The following is a 17,027-nucleotide window of genomic DNA, read 5'->3' as shown; positions in this document are numbered from 1 at the left end:
ATTTTTGATATAACTTTGCTTCTTCTTTTAGTTTCCTAAGACTTATAATTCTTTCAGGAGAACTATTGAAATACAGCAAACTGATAAAAGTAGCTGGATTTTGCATTAGGGGAGCTTATGGCTACGGGGGGCCAAAAACCATTTTCCGATGCAATTTGTTGGAGAGGTTCAATGTTAAGAAGAAGGAGAGAAGCAGCCGGAGGAGCGAGAGCATCTCGAAGAGGAGGAGCAACTGCAGCTACCGGCGGAGAGGAGCGTATAGGTACACGCTTCAAAATGAACCAGCGTTTTTTTACTATCGGTGACCGTTATTTTATAGAGAACGAGCGCGGAGACCGTGTTTTCAGAGTGGAGAGTAAAATACTTCGTTTGCGGACCACGCTGAAGTTTCAGGACATGGATGGTAATGATATCTATAAGGTCCAGGAAAAAGTTGCCCGCGTTCGCGATACCATGGAGATAGAACATGACGGCCATGCCGTGGCTAAAGTTCACAATGCCCTGATCACACCTTTACGTGACCGCTGGAAGATATCTGTTTCGGGTGATGAAGACCTGACGGCCAAGGGCAATATCCTGAATCATGAATATAAGATCTTCAGGGGAGATCAGGTGGTTGGAGCTGTCTCTAAAAAATGGTTCAGGGTTCGCGACATGTATGGAGTGGACGTGCGAGACAATCAGGATGCTTTGCTGATCCTTGCCATTACTGTGGTAATTGACATAATGGCACACGAAGGACGGTAAAATGAATATGACAATTAAAGGGGGATAATTATGCTAGGTCCTATACAATTACTTGCTATCGGCTTTGAAACTAACGAAAAGTTCACAGGCGATATACGACAGGAACTGAATGAAGTACGAAGTAGAGGAGTAATAAGACTCCTGGATATGCTTTTTGTAATGAAAGATAAGGAAGGAAACATCCTTTCCATTGAAGACACGGATCTGACACCTGAAGAGGAAGTGGAAGTAGGCAACTTGATAGCCAAGATGCTTGGGATTGAAGAAGGTTTCACAGAAGCTGCAGGAGAAGAGATGTCTGAAGAAAACAGCTACGGTCTTGCCATGCAAGATATTCTCGAGGTTGTTGACCAGATAGAACCCGGTACATCCGCAGGTCTTCTGCTCATTGAGCACGTCTGGGCTGCCGGCCTGAAAGAGGCCATACGTGGAGCAGGAGGACGGGTTATTGCCCAGGGCTTCCTTACACCTGAGGCAATGATGATGATAGGCAAAGAAGCTGAAGCTATTGCCGAAGCCGAAGCAGCCATTGAGATATCAGAAGCTGTAAAGGGTGCCGCACTACTTGATGTTCTTTCAACTATCGACAAAGCCGAGGAGCTGAAAGAAGCTGCCATTGAAGAAGCTGCTGAAGCTGTGGTTGAGGAACGAATGGTCAAAACAGCAGCTGTTGCCGAGGCAGTGAGAACCCTTGTGGTAGCCGGTGTTATAGAAGAAGCTGCCAGCATGGAAGCAATTGATACCCTGGTCAAAGCCGGGCTCATGGATGCTGCAGCCATGGATGCAGCTGAAAATGCAACAGCAGCTGAAGCCTGACAAAGTGAAAAGCGGATAATAAAACAACAGATGTAATTTTAATTTTTAGAGGGAGAATAGAATATGCCAACGACATCTTTGACTGTTCTGAAATTTGACAGTCCGGACGGAGCGGAAGAAGCTCTTGAAGTAATAGAAGACCTGAACCAGCGACAACTGATTACTCTACATGACGCGGCAATAGTCAGCTGGCCGGAAGACAAAAAGAAACCAAAGACAAGACAATTGTCCAGTCTTACAGGTGCAGGTGCATTAACCGGTGCTTTTTGGGGTCTGCTCTTTGGACTAATATTCCTGATTCCGTTCTTCGGACTGGCCCTGGGAGCAGCAATGGGTGCATTGGCAGGTTCCATGGCAGACGTAGGTATTAGTGACGATTTCATCAAATCGGTGAGAAACAAAGTTACCAAAGGCACCTCAGCTCTTTTCCTTATGACCAGTGGTGCTGTGCAGGATAAAGTTGTTGAAGCCATGAAAGATATGGATTTCGAACTGATAGCTTCAAACCTTTCCAAGGAACAGGAAGAAAAGCTCCGTGAAGCCTTTGCAGATGATTAAACAAAATAAGAATTGGGAGATGGAATAGGTCAACAAATGTGATTTTGAAACTTTGAAGGAGAATCAAATATGCCAACAACAACTCTAACAGTCTTGAAATTTCATACCGCCGACGGAGCAGAGCAGGCTCTTGAAGTAGTCGAGGACCTGAGCAAGCAACAGCTTGTCACCCTGCAGGATGCAGCAATAGTTACATGGCCGGAAGGCAAAAAGAAACCAAAGACAAGACAATTGAGCAGCATGACAGGTACTGGTGCTCTGGGTGGTGCTTTCTGGGGATTGCTCTTTGGACTGCTGTTTTTTGTTCCGATTTTTGGAATGGTAGTAGGAGCAGCTTTCGGTGCACTGGCAGGTTCCATGGCAGATGTGGGAATCAGTGACGAATTCATCAAATCGGTAAGAAGCAAAGTGACAGAAGGTACTTCAGCTCTGTTCCTCATGACCAGCGATGTTGTGATGGATAAGGTTGTTGAAGCCATGAAAGATATGGATTTCGAGCTAATAGCTTCAAACCTGTCAGAGGAACAAGAAGAAAAGCTCCGTGAAGCTTTTGCCGAGGATTAAGCAGAGATACTAATAGAAAGACAAGACACAGGATTGCTTTTGAGTAGTCTGTTTTGTATCGAAGGAAGGGGGTTGAGGTAAAAACGGATTTCATTAGCATCGTTAACCGGATAGCAACCTAAAATTCTTTCCTTTTCTGCTTTTGCTTTCTCCGGACTGAAGCATTCCGGAAAATTCAGTGATAAGATGGGGAGTTTAACAAATGTCAATGAAAGAATATAAGCCAGGGACCAACTTCCCAGGTATTATCGGACTAACTGTAGAAGAATCCGAACCGGCCTGGCCGGAACCATTACGAGCTAAGGAAAATACACCAAATGTGTTATTCATCGTACTGGACGATACAGGTTATGGACAACTGGGATGTTATGGCAGCCCTGTCAATACGCCAAATCTCAACAAACTGGCAGCAAACGGCCTTCTATACAACAATATGCATACGACAGCCCTTTGTTCGCCAACACGTTCCTGCATCCTTACAGGACGCAATCATCATAGCAACCATGTAGCCGGTATCATGGAAATATCAACAGGATATCCGGGATACGACTGCTATATTCCTTTTGAGAACGGGTTCCTGTCAGAAATACTACAATTGAATGGCTACAGCACCTATTGTGTGGGAAAATGGCATCTGACCCCGTCAGAGCAGACAAGCGCAGCCGGACCCTACGATCGCTGGCCGATCGGACGTGGTTTTGAGCGCTACTATGGTTTCCTGGGAGGCGATACTCACCAGTACTACCCGGACCTCGTATACGATAATCATCAGGTAGAACCGGAAAAAACACCTGAAGAAGGATATCACTTAACAGAAGATCTCGCTGAAAAGGCTATTCATTTCATTGCTGATACCAAGCAGGTGGCCCCTGACAAGCCGTTCTTCCTTTATTTTGCCACAGGTGCCATGCATGCTCCTCATCATGCTCCCAAAGGATGGGCAGATAAATACAATGGCATGTTCGATGACGGATGGGATGCTTACCGCGAGAAAGTCTTTGCCCGGCAAAAAGAATTGGGAATAGTCCCGAAAGAGGCTGAGCTCTCCTACCATGATCCCGATGTGCCTGAATGGGACAAGTGTTCTCCCGAAGAAAAGAAACTCTATGCACGTATGATGGAGGTTTTTGCAGGTTACCTGGAGCATACGGACCATCAGATCGGCAGGTTGCTTGACTTCCTGGAAGATATTGAAGAACTGGATAACACCCTTATAATGGTTATATCAGACAATGGTGCCAGTGCCGAAGGGGGACCCACGGGATCAGTCAACGAGAATCGGTTCTTTAATAACGTCCCGGAATCATTGGAGGACAACCTGGCCGCCCTGGATGAGCTTGGTGGTCCCAAATACTTTAATCACTATGCATGGGGATGGACATGGGCAGGTGATACTCCATTCAGGCGCTGGAAACGTGAGACATACCGGGGAGGAACAAGTGATCCTTTCATTGTCCACTGGCCAAAAGGAATCGAAGCCAGGGGAGAAATGCGTACCCAGTATGCACATTCTATTGATATGGTTCCTACTGTGCTTGAAGCTCTTGGCATAGAACCACCGGAGAAAATAAAAGGAGTTACCCAATCTCCCATAGAGGGAATCAGCTTTGCCCAGACCTTTAATGACGGAAAGATAGAAAGCAAGCGTAAAACACAGTATTTCGAGATGTTTGCTCACCGCTCCATCTACCATAATAGCTGGAGAGCAGTTTGTCCCTATCCGGGTCCGAGTTTTAAAGAAGCTGAAGATGAGACCGGTTATAAATTCGGAGAACAACTTTCGGAAGAAATGCTCAGGGAACGGGACCTGAAAGGATGGGAGCTGTACCGGTTGACAGATGATTTTGCAGAGTGCAACAACGTAGCCGATCAGTATCCTGAAATCCTGCAGGAACTCATAACCCTGTGGTATGTAGAAGCAGGCAAGTACAATGTGCTGCCCATTGATGGATCAACTGTAGCACGTTTCGCTGTCCAAAGACCGCAAATATCCAAAGAACGCAGTCGCTACATTTACTATCCCGGCACACAGGCAGTACCAGAGAACGCAGCCGTTCGGGCGATTAACCGTCCACACACCATAGCTGCGATAGCAGATATACCTGAAGAAGGTGCTGAGGGTGTATTGTTACGTCACGGTGGCAGTATTGGCGGGTATACTCTGTTTGTTAAGGACAGCAAACTGCATTATGTGTACAATTATGTAGGTGTGCAGGAGTTCCATATTGTTTCCGAGGAAAAAGTACCTGAGGGACGTGTTGTGTTGAGCTACCAGTTCGAACCTACCGGTAAACCGGATATTGCTAACGGCAAGGGAACACCTGGAGTCGGAAAACTCTACATCAATGACAAACAGGTCGCTCAAATGGAAATTCCTGTTACAATACCCAATATGATCGGCCTGGGAGGAGGACTTGTCGTGGGACAGGACCCGGGATCATCCGTTACGGAGATCTACAAGGCTCCTTTTGTTTTCACAGGTACTATTTACCGTGTTATTGTGGACATCAGTGGAGAACGGATAGAAGATCATGAAGCTGGGATACGCGCAGCCCTGGCAAGGCAATAAAGACAAGAAGGTAACTAAACCGGACAAAAGGCTGACAGCCTATCCCGAGGAGGAGAAATATTACGGATAAACAACTACGAAGTGACTTTGTCAGGAGCGCACCATACTGGCTGCGCCGGGCAGGAGTTGTGAGCTGGCTCTTCCTTGGCATCTTGCTTGCCGCCGGCGCTATACTGAGCATCATTGCGACAGTGAGTGGGATAGTTGTCCCACTCCTTGTTGCAATGGTAGTAGGAATTGTTTTCCGACCGTTAGTAGATATCCTTGAGCACTGGCACATTCAACGTAATTTGGGTACGATTCTGACAATGTTTTTTATATTTCTGGGTGCTGCCATCCTGATCATAATTCTTGTAAGGGGCTTTATTGATCAGGGAGCCGAAATCGTACACCAGCTCCAGATAGGATGGACAAGTCTGGAGACCTGGTTACAGCAGTTCGAGGTAGAAGAGGAAATTATGGAATCAATCAGCTCCACAGTTCAAAATGCTCTGCCAACCCTGAGCCAGGGAATCATGGGACTTATCAGCAACACGTTTTCAAGTCTTGCAGCATTGCTGATAGGAGCTTACTTCAGTCTGTTTATCCTTTTTTTCATTCTGCGGGACGGGCCTGAAATAGATGCATGGCTGGCCCGACAGCTCAAGTTGAAACCCGAAACCAGTGAAGCAATCGTTTCTGATATCAGCCGTTCCATACGTCTTTATTTCAAGGGAACTGCTATTACTGCAGCAATTACTGCTCTTGTGGTATTTGTTCCTCTGGTAGCCCTCAATGTGCCCTTAGTGAGTTCAATTCTTATCCTGTATTTTTTTACTTCATTTATTCCCTACATAGGAGCCTTCATAGGCGGGGCTTTTGCCGTGATAATTGCCTTTGGTTCCGGAGGAGCACAGACGGCGCTGATCATTGCGATAGCAGTGACCATATCCAATGGAGCACTACAGAATGCCATAAATTCGTGGATTCTGGGAACAACTCTCAAAATGCATCCACTTGCCGTTTTCCTTGTTACGATCGCAGCCGGAATTGTTGGGGGAATCCTGGCCATGATACTGGCTGTGCCACTGACCGCAGTGGCAGTACAAACGATACGCCGCTTACACCAGGAAGGAGTTTTCATGGAGGATTAGAAAAACCGGATTCACAGGAGAAATGGAGAAAATCTAATGGCAGAAAATACAGGCAAACCTTATGAAATCCCGGTAGTGGCCAAAAGCATGATTCAGGGAACGAAGCTCAGATCCGGGCAAGAGAATTCTGGCGCAAGGAGGAGTTATTAATGGCACAAAAACATCTGCCTCCCCGCATCCATGTGATGGCCAAACCAACCGGAGCAGTCTGCAACCTGTCCTGTAAATACTGCTTTTTCCTGAGTAAAGAAGAATTTTATCCGGGCAGCGATTTCCGCATGTCGGATGAAGTGCTGGAAACCTATATCCGTCAGCTTGTCGAAGCTCATCAGGCCCCACAGGTCACCGTAGCCTGGCAGGGGGGAGAGCCCACACTGATGGGCATAGATTTTTACCGGCGAGCCATCAGGCTTCAGGAAAAATACCGGAAACCCGGGATGGTATTTGAGAATACCATGCAGACAAACGGCACATTGCTGAATGACGAATGGTGTCGTTTTTTTAAAGAAAATGACTTTCTTATCGGCATCAGCATTGACGGTCCCCGTGAACTGCACGATGCATATAGGACAAACAGAGGAGGAGAGGGAACCTTTGACCGGGTCATGCACGGTCTGCATCTTTTACAGAAACATGGGGTTGAATACAACATCCTGACAACTATCAATCGTACCAATGCCGATCATCCACTCGAAGTCTATCGCTTCCTGCGAGACGAAGCTAAAGCCAGTTGGATCCAGTTCATTCCGATAGTAGAACGCATCAACAGTGACGGGAGTACACTCTGCCAGAAAGGAGACAGAGTTACCGAACGCTCCGTAAGACCGAAACAACTGGGTAAGTTCCTTACAAGCATATTTGACGAGTGGGTTCACAACGATGTCAGTAAACTGTTTGTCCAGACATTTGAGGCAGCAGCTCGTAGCTGGATGAAATTACCTTCATCAGGCATGTGTGTTTTCGATAAGAACTGCGGAACAGGGCTTGCCCTGGAACACAACGGTGACATCTACTCATGCGACCATTTCGTAGAGCCTGACTACTTACTTGGCAATATCATGGAAAAAGAACTTTCCAGCATGGCATCTTCTAAGAGACAACACAGCTTCGGTATGGATAAAAGGAATTCTCTGCCCGGAAAATGCCGCAAATGTGAAGTATACTTTGCCTGCCACGGAGGATGCCCCAAGAACCGTTTCCTCAAAACGTCTGATGATGAGCGAAAACTCAACTACCTCTGTGATGGCTGGAGAACATTTTTCCATCACATCAATCACCCCATGCAGATCATGGTTGCATTGATGCTTCGGGGTTATCCGGCTTCGGAGGTAATGCACATCCTGAAGCAGAAGAAAGTAACTCAGGAGAGGGAACTACCGAAAGTCGGGCGTAACGAGCCATGTCCCTGCGGAAGCGGGCTTAAGTTCAAACGCTGCCACGGGCGTAAAAACAGCAGGCCAAATGAAAAAACACAGGGAAAACAAACACCATTTCAAGAGACTGAGCCAGAAACATACCTACAGTAGATAATTGCTACAATCAATAATTCAGGGGATTCACGATGGGGGAAAAGAAACCGAATATTCTGGTCATATGGGGAGACGACATAGGCATAAGCAACCTCAGTTGCTACAGTGACGGATTGATGGGATACAGGACACCAAATATAGATCGCATAGCCGATGAAGGTATAAGATTCACAGACTCCTACGGAGAACAAAGCTGCACAGCCGGACGTGCATCGTTTATAACTGGTCAGAGCCCGTTCAGGACAGGCTTAAGTAAAGTAGGTCTGCCAGGAGCAAAGACGGGGCTCCAGCATGAAGACCCTACTATTGCCGAATTGCTAAAAGAACAGGGCTACTCCACAGGACAATTCGGCAAGAACCATTTCGGCGATCGAAACGAATACTTACCTACTGTACATGGTTTTGATGAATTCTTTGGAAATCTATACCATCTGAATGCCGAGGAAGAACCAGAACTTCCCGACTATCCACCGGAGGAAAATTTTCCCTTTTTCAGGGAAAGATACGGTCCAAGGGGAGTAATACACTCCTGGGCTACCGATGAGGATGATCCTACTGAAGACCCGCGTTGGGGACGTATCGGTAAACAAAGGATCGAGGATACCGGACCTCTGAGCAGAAAACGTATGGAGAAGGTGGATCTCGAATTTATAGATGCTACCGTTGACTTCATCAAACGCCAGAAAGAAGCAGACAAGCCATTCTTTGTCTGGCTCAATACCACGTGGATGCACCTGCGTGTACACATCCCGGAAGAAATACGTGGTCAGGCAGGACGCTGGCAGTCAGATTACCATGACGCAATGATTGAGCATGACAGGCAGGTAGGTGTGATGCTTGACTTACTTGATGAGCTTGGCATTGCCGAAGACACCATTGTCGTGTATAGCACTGACAACGGACCTCATATGAATACATGGCCTGACGGAGCTATGACTCCTTTCCGCTGCGAGAAAAATTCAAACTGGGAGGGTGCCTTCCGTGTTCCGGAAGTTGTACGCTGGCCAGGCAGGATACCTGAAGGTGTTGTTTCCAACGAGATAATCAGCCATATGGACTGGCTGCCTACACTCCTGGCCGCGGCAGGGGAGCCTGACATAGGAGAGAAGCTCAAGAAAGGATACAAGGCAGGGGAGAAAAACTTCAAGGTGCATCTCGACGGCTATAACCTGTTACCCTACCTGACAGGCGAGGATAAAGAATCTCCACGCATCGATTTCTTTTATTTCTCCGATGATGGAGATCTGGTGGCACTGAGGTATGATAACTGGAAATTCGTCTTCATGGAGCAACGTAGTGTAGGTACAATGCAGATATGGGCCGAGCCTTTTGTATCTTTGCGCATTCCGAAACTTTTCAACCTGCGTACCGATCCTTTCGAGCGTGCCGATATAACATCCAACACCTACTACGACTGGTTCCTTGACCATGCCTTCCTGGTAGTACCGGCCCAAAGTGTGGTTGCTGATTTCCTGGCAACTTTCACGAAATTCCCGCCACGTCAAAAGGCAGCCAGTTTCACTATAGACAGGGTAATGGAAAAACTCCAGGAGGGGATCAACAGCACCTGAAGACAGACAAAAAGTAAAGGGTACGATCAGACGGGGAAATAGACAGGAAATGGGATTTACGATACACGTACTGGTACTCTAAACCAACGTACCTGTAGAGATGTTCTGGTCCATCACCTTCCAGGACATAGACACATATTGCCTGATTAACAACGGTCATAAAATCAGATTATAAGGAAAAAATGCACTTTCCGTTAACGGGGAGGTTTACGGATTGGCATAAATTACAATTATCGGATTACTCTTAGAAAAAAGATCAATGAAAAAAGAAGTAAATCGTAAAGAAAGGGGGAAAATAAATGGTAGATACAGACTATATAGACAATATCAACAGCCAGGCGCTGCTACTTGGAGGAATAGCCTCCATCATATTTGGAATTCTATTGCTTAGCTGGCCTGGAGCAACACTTTCCGTTATCATGTTGATTGTCGGTCTTTGGTGGCTGATCCAGGGGATAGCCATGATTTTCGGTGTTTTTATTGACAGGACAAATTGGGGCTGGAAGCTATTGGGAGGTATTATTGGCATAATTGCGGGTATTATCGTCCTGCAGCATCCACTCCAGGCTGCCGTGATAGTGCCGGCCACTCTGGCACTTATCCTGGGTATTCTGGGACTGAGCATGGGTATTATAGCTGTTATCGCTGCCTTCGCAGGCGACGGCTGGGGTACAGGTATTCTCGGTATTGTAAGCATAATCATAGGCCTTCTGTTCATCTTCAACGCCTGGGTAGGAGGAGTAGTACTTGTATGGGCAACAGCCATCCTTATGATAGCTGGTGGAATCAGCAGTATATACTGGGCTTATAAGTAGATAGATTTGAAGAAACAATGGATTTGGCTGCTGTACCGGCAATGGCCTGACAGCTTAGACAAAAAATTCGTGAAAAAAAAATCGATGGGGAGATGAAACTTTATGACCGGGGAGATCACGGCCTTTGTCATAATTTTTGGAACACTGATGTTTTTGTTCGGTCTGGTTTCCAGGAAGATCGCGGGGACAGTTATTACTGCCCAGATGATATTCGTGGCTGCAGGGATCCTGCTAAGTCCGGCAGGTCTCAACCTGATCAAAATCTCCCCAAACAGCAGCCTCGTTCTTGTGATAGCCGAGATAGCATTAGTACTTACATTTTTTTCTGATGCATCCCGAATAGGATTAAGAACACTGTTGCAGAGCGACTGGCTTTCCGGTAGATTACTTCTTATCGGACTGCCTCTCACAATCGGTCTTGGAACAGCTGTGGCATTGATTATCTTCACTGACCTGAGTCTAATTGAAGCGGCACTTCTTGGAGCAATTCTGGCGCCTACGGATGCTGCACTTGGTCAAAAGGTAGTAGAAGAACGAAAAGTACCTGTTCTTGTAAGACAGGGGCTTAACGTCGAAAGTGGGCTAAATGACGGAGCTGTGATGCCATTGTTTATTTTTCTCCTTGTGCTTGGAACAGGAGAAGAACTAAACGAACCAATAGGCATTCTTTTCAATATCGCTCTTGGACAGATAGGACTCGGAATACTGATAGGAGGAGCTATTGGCCTTGCAGGCGGGTGGTTATTTGGCAAGGCAGCCGTGAAAGGATGGATGTCAGAATTCTACTACAGGACAGGATTCGTAGCATTGGCTTTGATCTCCTGGCTTATGGCAGACGAGATGGGAGGTAGCGGATTCATAGCTGCATTTGTTGCAGGTCTTGCAACTGGTGCGATTGGAAGGGAAATCACGGAAGAAGAAGTAATTCTTGCAAAAGTCGAAGCGAATACATTGAGCCTTGCTGTCCTGTTCATCATTGGAATCGTATCGGGAGAATTACTTCCCCTGATAAATCTGACAGTACTCACATATGCTGTGCTCAGCCTCACGATAATCCGTATGCTTCCGGTTGCTATCTCGCTTATTGGTACTCATCTCAATATAAGGACACAACTTTTTGTCGGTTGGTTCGGTCCCAGGGGCCTTGCATCCATCGTCCTTTTGCTTATTGCCATAGGAGATGTGGAGGGTCTTGTTTTGAGCGAAACAATAGAGCTTGCCGTAATAACTACAGTACTGATAAGTATTTTCGCCCATGGGATAACTGCGGGTCCTGCAAGCAAGCATTACTCAGAGATTGTAAATGCTATGCCTTCGGATGCACCGGAGAAAAAAGAAGTAGAGGAGTTACCGACGCGACAGGGAACAGAATCAGGCAAGAGCATCGATTAGAATGGCATATCCAATATTATCATAGAAAAGATAGGAAGTGAAAATAATGAGAAATAATACATTTTCAGGCCCGGCTACCATATTCCTGGCATTCATAGGCATTATCTTGGTGACGCTTGGAATGCAGGCAATCTCTTCAATGATAATACCTTTAATCTTTTCATTCTTTGGAGCGTTGGTTTTTGCTCCGCTTGTTCGATGGCTTCAGAGAAAAGGAGTGCCAAATACAGTAAGTGTCGGATTAGTGGTATTCTTTTTCATTCTGGCAATCATATTTATCGGTGTACTTACAGTCATCAGTATCGTCCAGTTAAATCAACAAATTCCCATATATCAGACCCAGTTGAATAATTACATTGACGGAATTTCACAGCAAGTCCCATCTCCGGAAGACTTTTCCATTAGCTCCTTAATCCGTAATATCACAGGATCTCTGATAGCTGTTTCTCTGGAAATTGTCACCGGAGCCATAAACGCTACAACAGCAGTAGCAATCATAATAATCACAACAGCATTCCTGCTACTGGACACTCTTGGTATCTCGGCAAAGACAATAAAAGATGCACAGGAAAACTATGTACTACTGAGGAATATAGGTAATTTCAGTAAAGGTCTTATGGATTACGTCGTGATAAGAACCGAAACAAATCTCATCACAGGCGCAGGTGTCGGAATTGTTCTTCTTCTGGGAGGAATAGAGTTTGCAATCTTCTGGGCCATAGTAATATTCATATTTAGCTACATACCTTTTATCGGTCTTTTCCTGGCATCCATCCCACCTGTTTTCCTTGCACTTTTGCAGTATGGTCCCGTGGGAGCCCTGGTTGTTATCGCGGTTATCCTGGTAGTCAATATTCTTGCGGAAAATGTGATTTTTCCTTCGCTTGCAGGCAAGGGGCTGGAACTGTACCCATCTGTTGTATTCATATCCCTTGTTTACTGGGCCTACGTGCTGGGACCTGCCGGAGCACTAATATCAACTCCCCTTACGATGGCTGTTAAGGTAATACTGGAAAGCTTCGAGGAAACAAAAGGGTTAGCAATGTTGCTAGGCTCAGGTAAAAACCAGGAAGAGATAGAAGAAACAGAAAAAGCAGATGCCTAGAAAAAACAAAATGAGTATAAAAACCGGAGTAATGGAGGAACTCCTGTTTGATAACAACTGAGACTGCATTGGAAACAGGCAATGTCGCCATAAGACTTGTCGTGATCCTTATACTCATGATAGTTTCTATAGTGGTTATCCGACTGGGACTGAAAATTCTTGCCTGGCCCAGGGTGAGGAAAACCAAAACTGAGCTTGACGACAGGATACTGAACCTGTTTGAGAGTTTCCTGACGATAGCTATCATTCTTCTGGGACTGCAGGCGATAATTCGCTTATTCAGAAGTTACTTTGGAACTTATGCAAGTTTTACGGATGACGTTTTCTTTCTGTTTTACTGGGCTTTAGGTGTCTATTTCATTTTTCGCATAATATCGATAGTCTCAAACTGGTACCTTTCAAAAATACCCCTGCACGAAAGAGGTGAAATCGATAAGAGAGTAATCTATTCAGTGCGAAATCTTCTCATGCTTGTCGTATCAATCCTTGCTTTATTGATACTCCTTGATCACTTCGAAATAACAGGATCAGCTTTGACGGCAATGCTTGCGGCACTGGGTATTGGAGGTATTATTATAGGCTTTGCAGCCCAGGAAACGATTAGTAATATCATCACCGGAATAGTGCTACTTATCGACCGTCCTTTCAAAATAGGGGACCGTATACGAATCGAGGAGCTTGACACCTGGGGTGATGTTCTCGAGCTCGGCTGGCGGTCAACACGTATTCTCACAAGGGACAACAGGCTTGTGGTGATCCCCAACTCCATTATTGGAGCAGACATGATCACCAACTACTCTATCCCGGAGAAAGAGTTCCGTGTGGAGACACATGTCATCGTATCCTACGGACCTGATATAGAATATGTAAGGAAACTTATCGTGGATGCTATGAAAAATGAGGATTGGATCATGCAGGATAAGCCTGTACAGGCACTTCTGCTTGAATTCACCGAATCAGGGGTGAAGTTCAGGGCCAGGTGCTGGATAGAGGACTATGTGGAAACCCGTCTTTCCGAAGACAAGCTGAACACGGCCATCTACAAAACCCTGATCAGTAAGAACATCGCCATGCCTTCTTCTGATATAGTGGTATATTTCGCAGATCCTGAAGGTAACCGGATAATGCCGCAGAGTAAGTAAGTATGCTTATTCAACTCCAACTATTTTCTCAGTTCCTTTAGCTGTATTATTTGCTTCTTACTGCTGCCTGATCTGTCTGCACATCTTCATGGCATCGTAAAAAAAGATGAAATTACCTGCAAGAAGCCACAGGCTTGAAATTTATTGTCGCCTCCGGCTAAAAATACTGTGAAGTCCGTATCCTCAAAAATACTCTCAATGAAAAATTGCTATTCTCTGTTTTTTTGAGGGCTGGATGTCCTGCCGGAACATCCAGTCCTGATCCTGAATATCCGATCATTAGCCCGGCTTATTTATCATCCTCTTCCTTTTCATCTTCCTCTTTCTTCTCTTCAGCAGGAGCATCAGCGGCACCAGCCTTTGCAGCGCCTTCCGGTGTGGCTACACCTGCACCGGCAACTACCCCTTCTTCAGAAGCAGCGATGCCAAACACATCGACCTCTTCCGGGGAAGAGACTATCTTGCCAGCCGCCATTCCATCTTCATTCAGCTCCATAGCCATCAGTACATCCTTGCGGGAAGCTAAATTGTCATGAATCTCAACTGCAAGTTCTTTGGCAGCCGTAAGCCTTTCACTCTCAGGAGCATGTTCCCGCACCTTTTCAACAAAATCCTTGCTGGTAGTGACAGCAATAGACGATGTGCCGGGAGGTAAGACGTCACCGATCTCCTCCAGCGACTTGTCGTCAAAACCGGCATCATGATGAGCTGCGAGGCCACCTACTACGGCACCTGCACCGGCACCAACCGCCACACCCGCCGGGCCGCCCAGCAAGCCGACAACGCCACCGATCAAGAGGCCTATGCCGGCACCTTTACCGGTACTCATATCCCCTGTCTCTTTGATGTGTACTTTGCCTTTTGCATCACGACGCACCACGGCGGCGTCATCGAAGTCAAAGTTACCGTGCTTTTTGGCATCCTTCAAACTATCTAAAGCATGATCTGCACCCATCTCATCTACGTAGCCAGCTACAATTAAACCTACACCTTCCATACCCAGTCCTTCATTTGTCTTTTCATTACTCATAGTTTCACTCCTTATTTTGTTAGATCGCAGCCCTGTTTAACAGTTACATCCGGCTGCTATGTCATCATTTGCCGGTATTTTACCTCCTCCGGCGCAAGATAGCTGATGTCCTTCTACCCCTTTTCCTCCTTTGTTGGGACCGCGGTGGCAACAATATTCACCTGTTAACCCCTCAATCCACAGACCCCAGTTTCGCAAGCTCGAAGTATCTCTCGATGTCAATATATTCAAACGGATCAAATGGAAGCTCCTTTCTCAGCTCTTCAAGCCGTTCCGCAATTGCTTTTGTTTCAGGCCTGGCGTTAGAAATACCAGTAAACGGTATACCTCGTGCTTTTGGCCTGTTGGGATACATTTCCATCCACTTTTCATGACGCATTCTCATGCGCTCGAACTGAGCACTGAAGTGTATCATCGGAACAAGGAGAGGGCTCATCTCCCGCGGATCAAGGATTAAATCATAAAAAGCGGCTGCTGTGCCCGTTCCAGCTCCTTCTCCTGCTCCCACCCAGTGACGTTTGAAACGACCCTTTGTAGTTGCTCCCAGTGTGTCCCCTGAATAGACAAAGAGATAATCACGTCTTCCATGAGTATCACCGTTAAGGAGCAGCGATGTCTGGTCAAGTCCATCGATAACCCTGTCTGTGGGCATATATTCTTCAGCACCCCCCAGCCGTGCGAAAGTTGCAAACAGGTCGGTTTCATGGATCATGTCGTTGACGATCTGCCCCGGCTCTATCATTCCCGGCCACCAGGCAAATGCCGGTACACGTATCCCGCCTTCTGTGAAGTCTCCTTTACCTCCGCGGAATACAGTGTCTGCAAGACCCATACCAGGAGGAGGGTTGTGTATCATAGGTCCGTTGTCTGCCATGGCAACAATGAGAGTGTTGTCCGCAATACCAAGACTTTTGAGCTCATCCATTAACTGGCCGATGAATCCGTCCAGGCGTTTCAGCCCCTCTGCCACCATGCCTCCCTGAAGTGTTTCTTTCTTCACAGGCTTTGTCATAAGATTGAGCATGAGCGGCCAATAAGTAACAAAGAATGGTTTCTTTTCTTTTGCATTACGTCTGACGAAGTCGATCAAACGCTTTTCACCTTCAAGATCGATCTTTTCATACGTTTCATTGCTAAGATCACCCCATTCGCGCCCTTGCTCTCCTTTTTTGCCTTCGATGCACTGAATCCACCCTTCAGGAAGAAGAGCGGTAGTATCTTTAAGATAAGGATCCTTCTGCCTCATCTCAGGATCAAAACCTATACAGGCATTTACGCCGTCAGCTATTGAGTTCCAGATCGCAGACACCTGATTATACGGTGCAAACAAAGTTTCATCAAACCCCTGGTTATGAGGGTAGCTTTCTTCTATGTCTCCCATATGCCATTTAGAATAGAATGCCGTGGAATAACCCGCCTGGGAGAGTACCTCGGCAGTGGTGACCTCTTCGCCGCTTAATCCTCCAAAACTTAGAGGCCAGTCAACTTTTCCCATACCGTTACGTATCGGATGTCTTCCTGTGATAGCTGCAACCCTGCTTGGCGTGCACGCAGGTTCGGTACACATCCTGGTGAAAAGAATTCCCTCCTTTGCCATACGCTCGATGTTCGGAGCTTCGAATCCCCGTATGGCTGCCATTTCGGGTATGCCGATATCGCCAAATGCCATATCATCCCACATAATATGGATAATGTTAGGCCTTGCACCTTTTTTCTTTTGGCATTCTTCAAGCCTGCTCTCAATTTCCTTATCTTCTTTATCCCATGAATCTTTATTCTGCTCATAGAGCAAATAATACTCTGCGTCATGGATTATTTTGTCATTTCCCATTCGCTTCCCCCTTTTACTACTTCAATTATTGGTAACAGAATGTATGATGTTGTATTCTTTCGAACCGATTGTTATCCAAGAAATGAAATTGCAGACGCTACACTCCGAAAATTCTTCCCCCAGTCCCCAACGATTCTCCTTTTACCTGACTTCAAGATGCTAGCCCTTAATAAAGCATCTATTAACTATAATTCTAGAAGGCTTGTATTAAGGCGCTTTGAAGGT

Annotated in this window: 14 protein-coding genes; 12 read left to right on the top strand and 2 right to left on the bottom strand. The window is 46.2% G+C overall.

Going from position 1 to position 17,027, the window contains the following annotated elements; translation table 11 throughout:
• Nucleotides 1-171 precede the first annotated feature (171 nt).
• From V7O62_RS11505 to V7O62_RS11450, 12 genes are all read left to right on the top strand, one after another.
• On the top strand, nt 172-747 hold the full coding sequence (locus V7O62_RS11505) for an LURP-one-related/scramblase family protein (protein WP_406656471.1): 576 nt from the start codon (nt 172-174) through the stop codon (nt 745-747).
• A gap of 30 nt (nt 748-777) precedes the next feature.
• Nucleotides 778-1,563, top strand: coding sequence for a hypothetical protein (locus tag V7O62_RS11500; RefSeq protein WP_406656470.1), 786 nt, complete (start codon nt 778-780; stop codon nt 1,561-1,563).
• A 63-nt stretch (nt 1,564-1,626) separates the two neighbouring features.
• A complete protein-coding gene (locus tag V7O62_RS11495; protein ID WP_406656469.1) occupies nt 1,627-2,121 on the top strand; it encodes a DUF1269 domain-containing protein in 495 nt (164 codons plus the stop codon).
• 69 nt (nt 2,122-2,190) lie between these two features.
• A complete protein-coding gene (locus tag V7O62_RS11490) occupies nt 2,191-2,685 on the top strand; it encodes a DUF1269 domain-containing protein (protein ID WP_406656468.1) in 495 nt (164 codons plus the stop codon).
• Between the two features lie 202 nt (nt 2,686-2,887).
• On the top strand, nt 2,888-5,254 hold the full coding sequence (locus V7O62_RS11485; RefSeq protein WP_406656467.1) for an arylsulfatase: 2,367 nt from the start codon (nt 2,888-2,890) through the stop codon (nt 5,252-5,254).
• 128 nt (nt 5,255-5,382) lie between these two features.
• Nucleotides 5,383-6,387 (top strand): AI-2E family transporter, encoded by a 1,005-nt coding sequence (locus V7O62_RS11480; protein WP_406656466.1) that lies wholly within the window; start codon nt 5,383-5,385, stop codon nt 6,385-6,387.
• A gap of 149 nt (nt 6,388-6,536) precedes the next feature.
• Nucleotides 6,537-7,913, top strand: coding sequence for an anaerobic sulfatase maturase (locus V7O62_RS11475; RefSeq protein ID WP_406656465.1), 1,377 nt, complete (start codon nt 6,537-6,539; stop codon nt 7,911-7,913).
• 35 nt (nt 7,914-7,948) lie between these two features.
• Nucleotides 7,949-9,487 carry an arylsulfatase gene (locus tag V7O62_RS11470; RefSeq protein ID WP_406656464.1) on the top strand — a complete coding sequence of 513 codons (1,539 nt, stop codon included), beginning with the start codon at nt 7,949-7,951 and terminating at the stop codon, nt 9,485-9,487.
• 299 nt (nt 9,488-9,786) lie between these two features.
• Entirely contained in the window at nt 9,787-10,302 is a 516-nt protein-coding gene (locus V7O62_RS11465; protein ID WP_406656463.1) for an HdeD family acid-resistance protein, read from the top strand.
• A gap of 102 nt (nt 10,303-10,404) precedes the next feature.
• On the top strand, nt 10,405-11,694 hold the full coding sequence (locus tag V7O62_RS11460) for a cation:proton antiporter (protein ID WP_406656462.1): 1,290 nt from the start codon (nt 10,405-10,407) through the stop codon (nt 11,692-11,694).
• A gap of 46 nt (nt 11,695-11,740) precedes the next feature.
• Nucleotides 11,741-12,799, top strand: coding sequence for an AI-2E family transporter (locus V7O62_RS11455; RefSeq protein ID WP_406656461.1), 1,059 nt, complete (start codon nt 11,741-11,743; stop codon nt 12,797-12,799).
• A gap of 47 nt (nt 12,800-12,846) precedes the next feature.
• The gene (locus tag V7O62_RS11450) at nt 12,847-13,941 is read left to right on the top strand and encodes a mechanosensitive ion channel family protein (protein ID WP_406656460.1); all 1,095 of its coding nucleotides are present in this window, start codon (nt 12,847-12,849) and stop codon (nt 13,939-13,941) included.
• A gap of 289 nt (nt 13,942-14,230) precedes the next feature.
• On the opposite strand, the gene V7O62_RS11445 is transcribed toward V7O62_RS11450, so the two are convergent.
• Together V7O62_RS11445 and V7O62_RS11440 are read right to left on the bottom strand one after the other, a co-directional pair.
• Nucleotides 14,231-14,971, bottom strand: a complete 741-nt coding sequence (locus V7O62_RS11445) for a DUF1269 domain-containing protein (protein ID WP_406656459.1) — start codon at nt 14,969-14,971, stop codon at nt 14,231-14,233.
• Between the two features lie 172 nt (nt 14,972-15,143).
• On the bottom strand, nt 15,144-16,802 hold the full coding sequence (locus tag V7O62_RS11440; protein ID WP_406656458.1) for a sulfatase-like hydrolase/transferase: 1,659 nt from the start codon (nt 16,800-16,802) through the stop codon (nt 15,144-15,146).
• Nucleotides 16,803-17,027 lie beyond the last annotated feature (225 nt).

This window comes from Methanolobus sp. ZRKC2, assembly GCF_045291185.1.
Taxonomy (GTDB): domain Archaea; phylum Halobacteriota; class Methanosarcinia; order Methanosarcinales; family Methanosarcinaceae; genus Methanolobus.
Note: the sequence above shows the minus strand (reverse complement) of the source record. Positions and strands in the feature narration are given on the sequence as shown.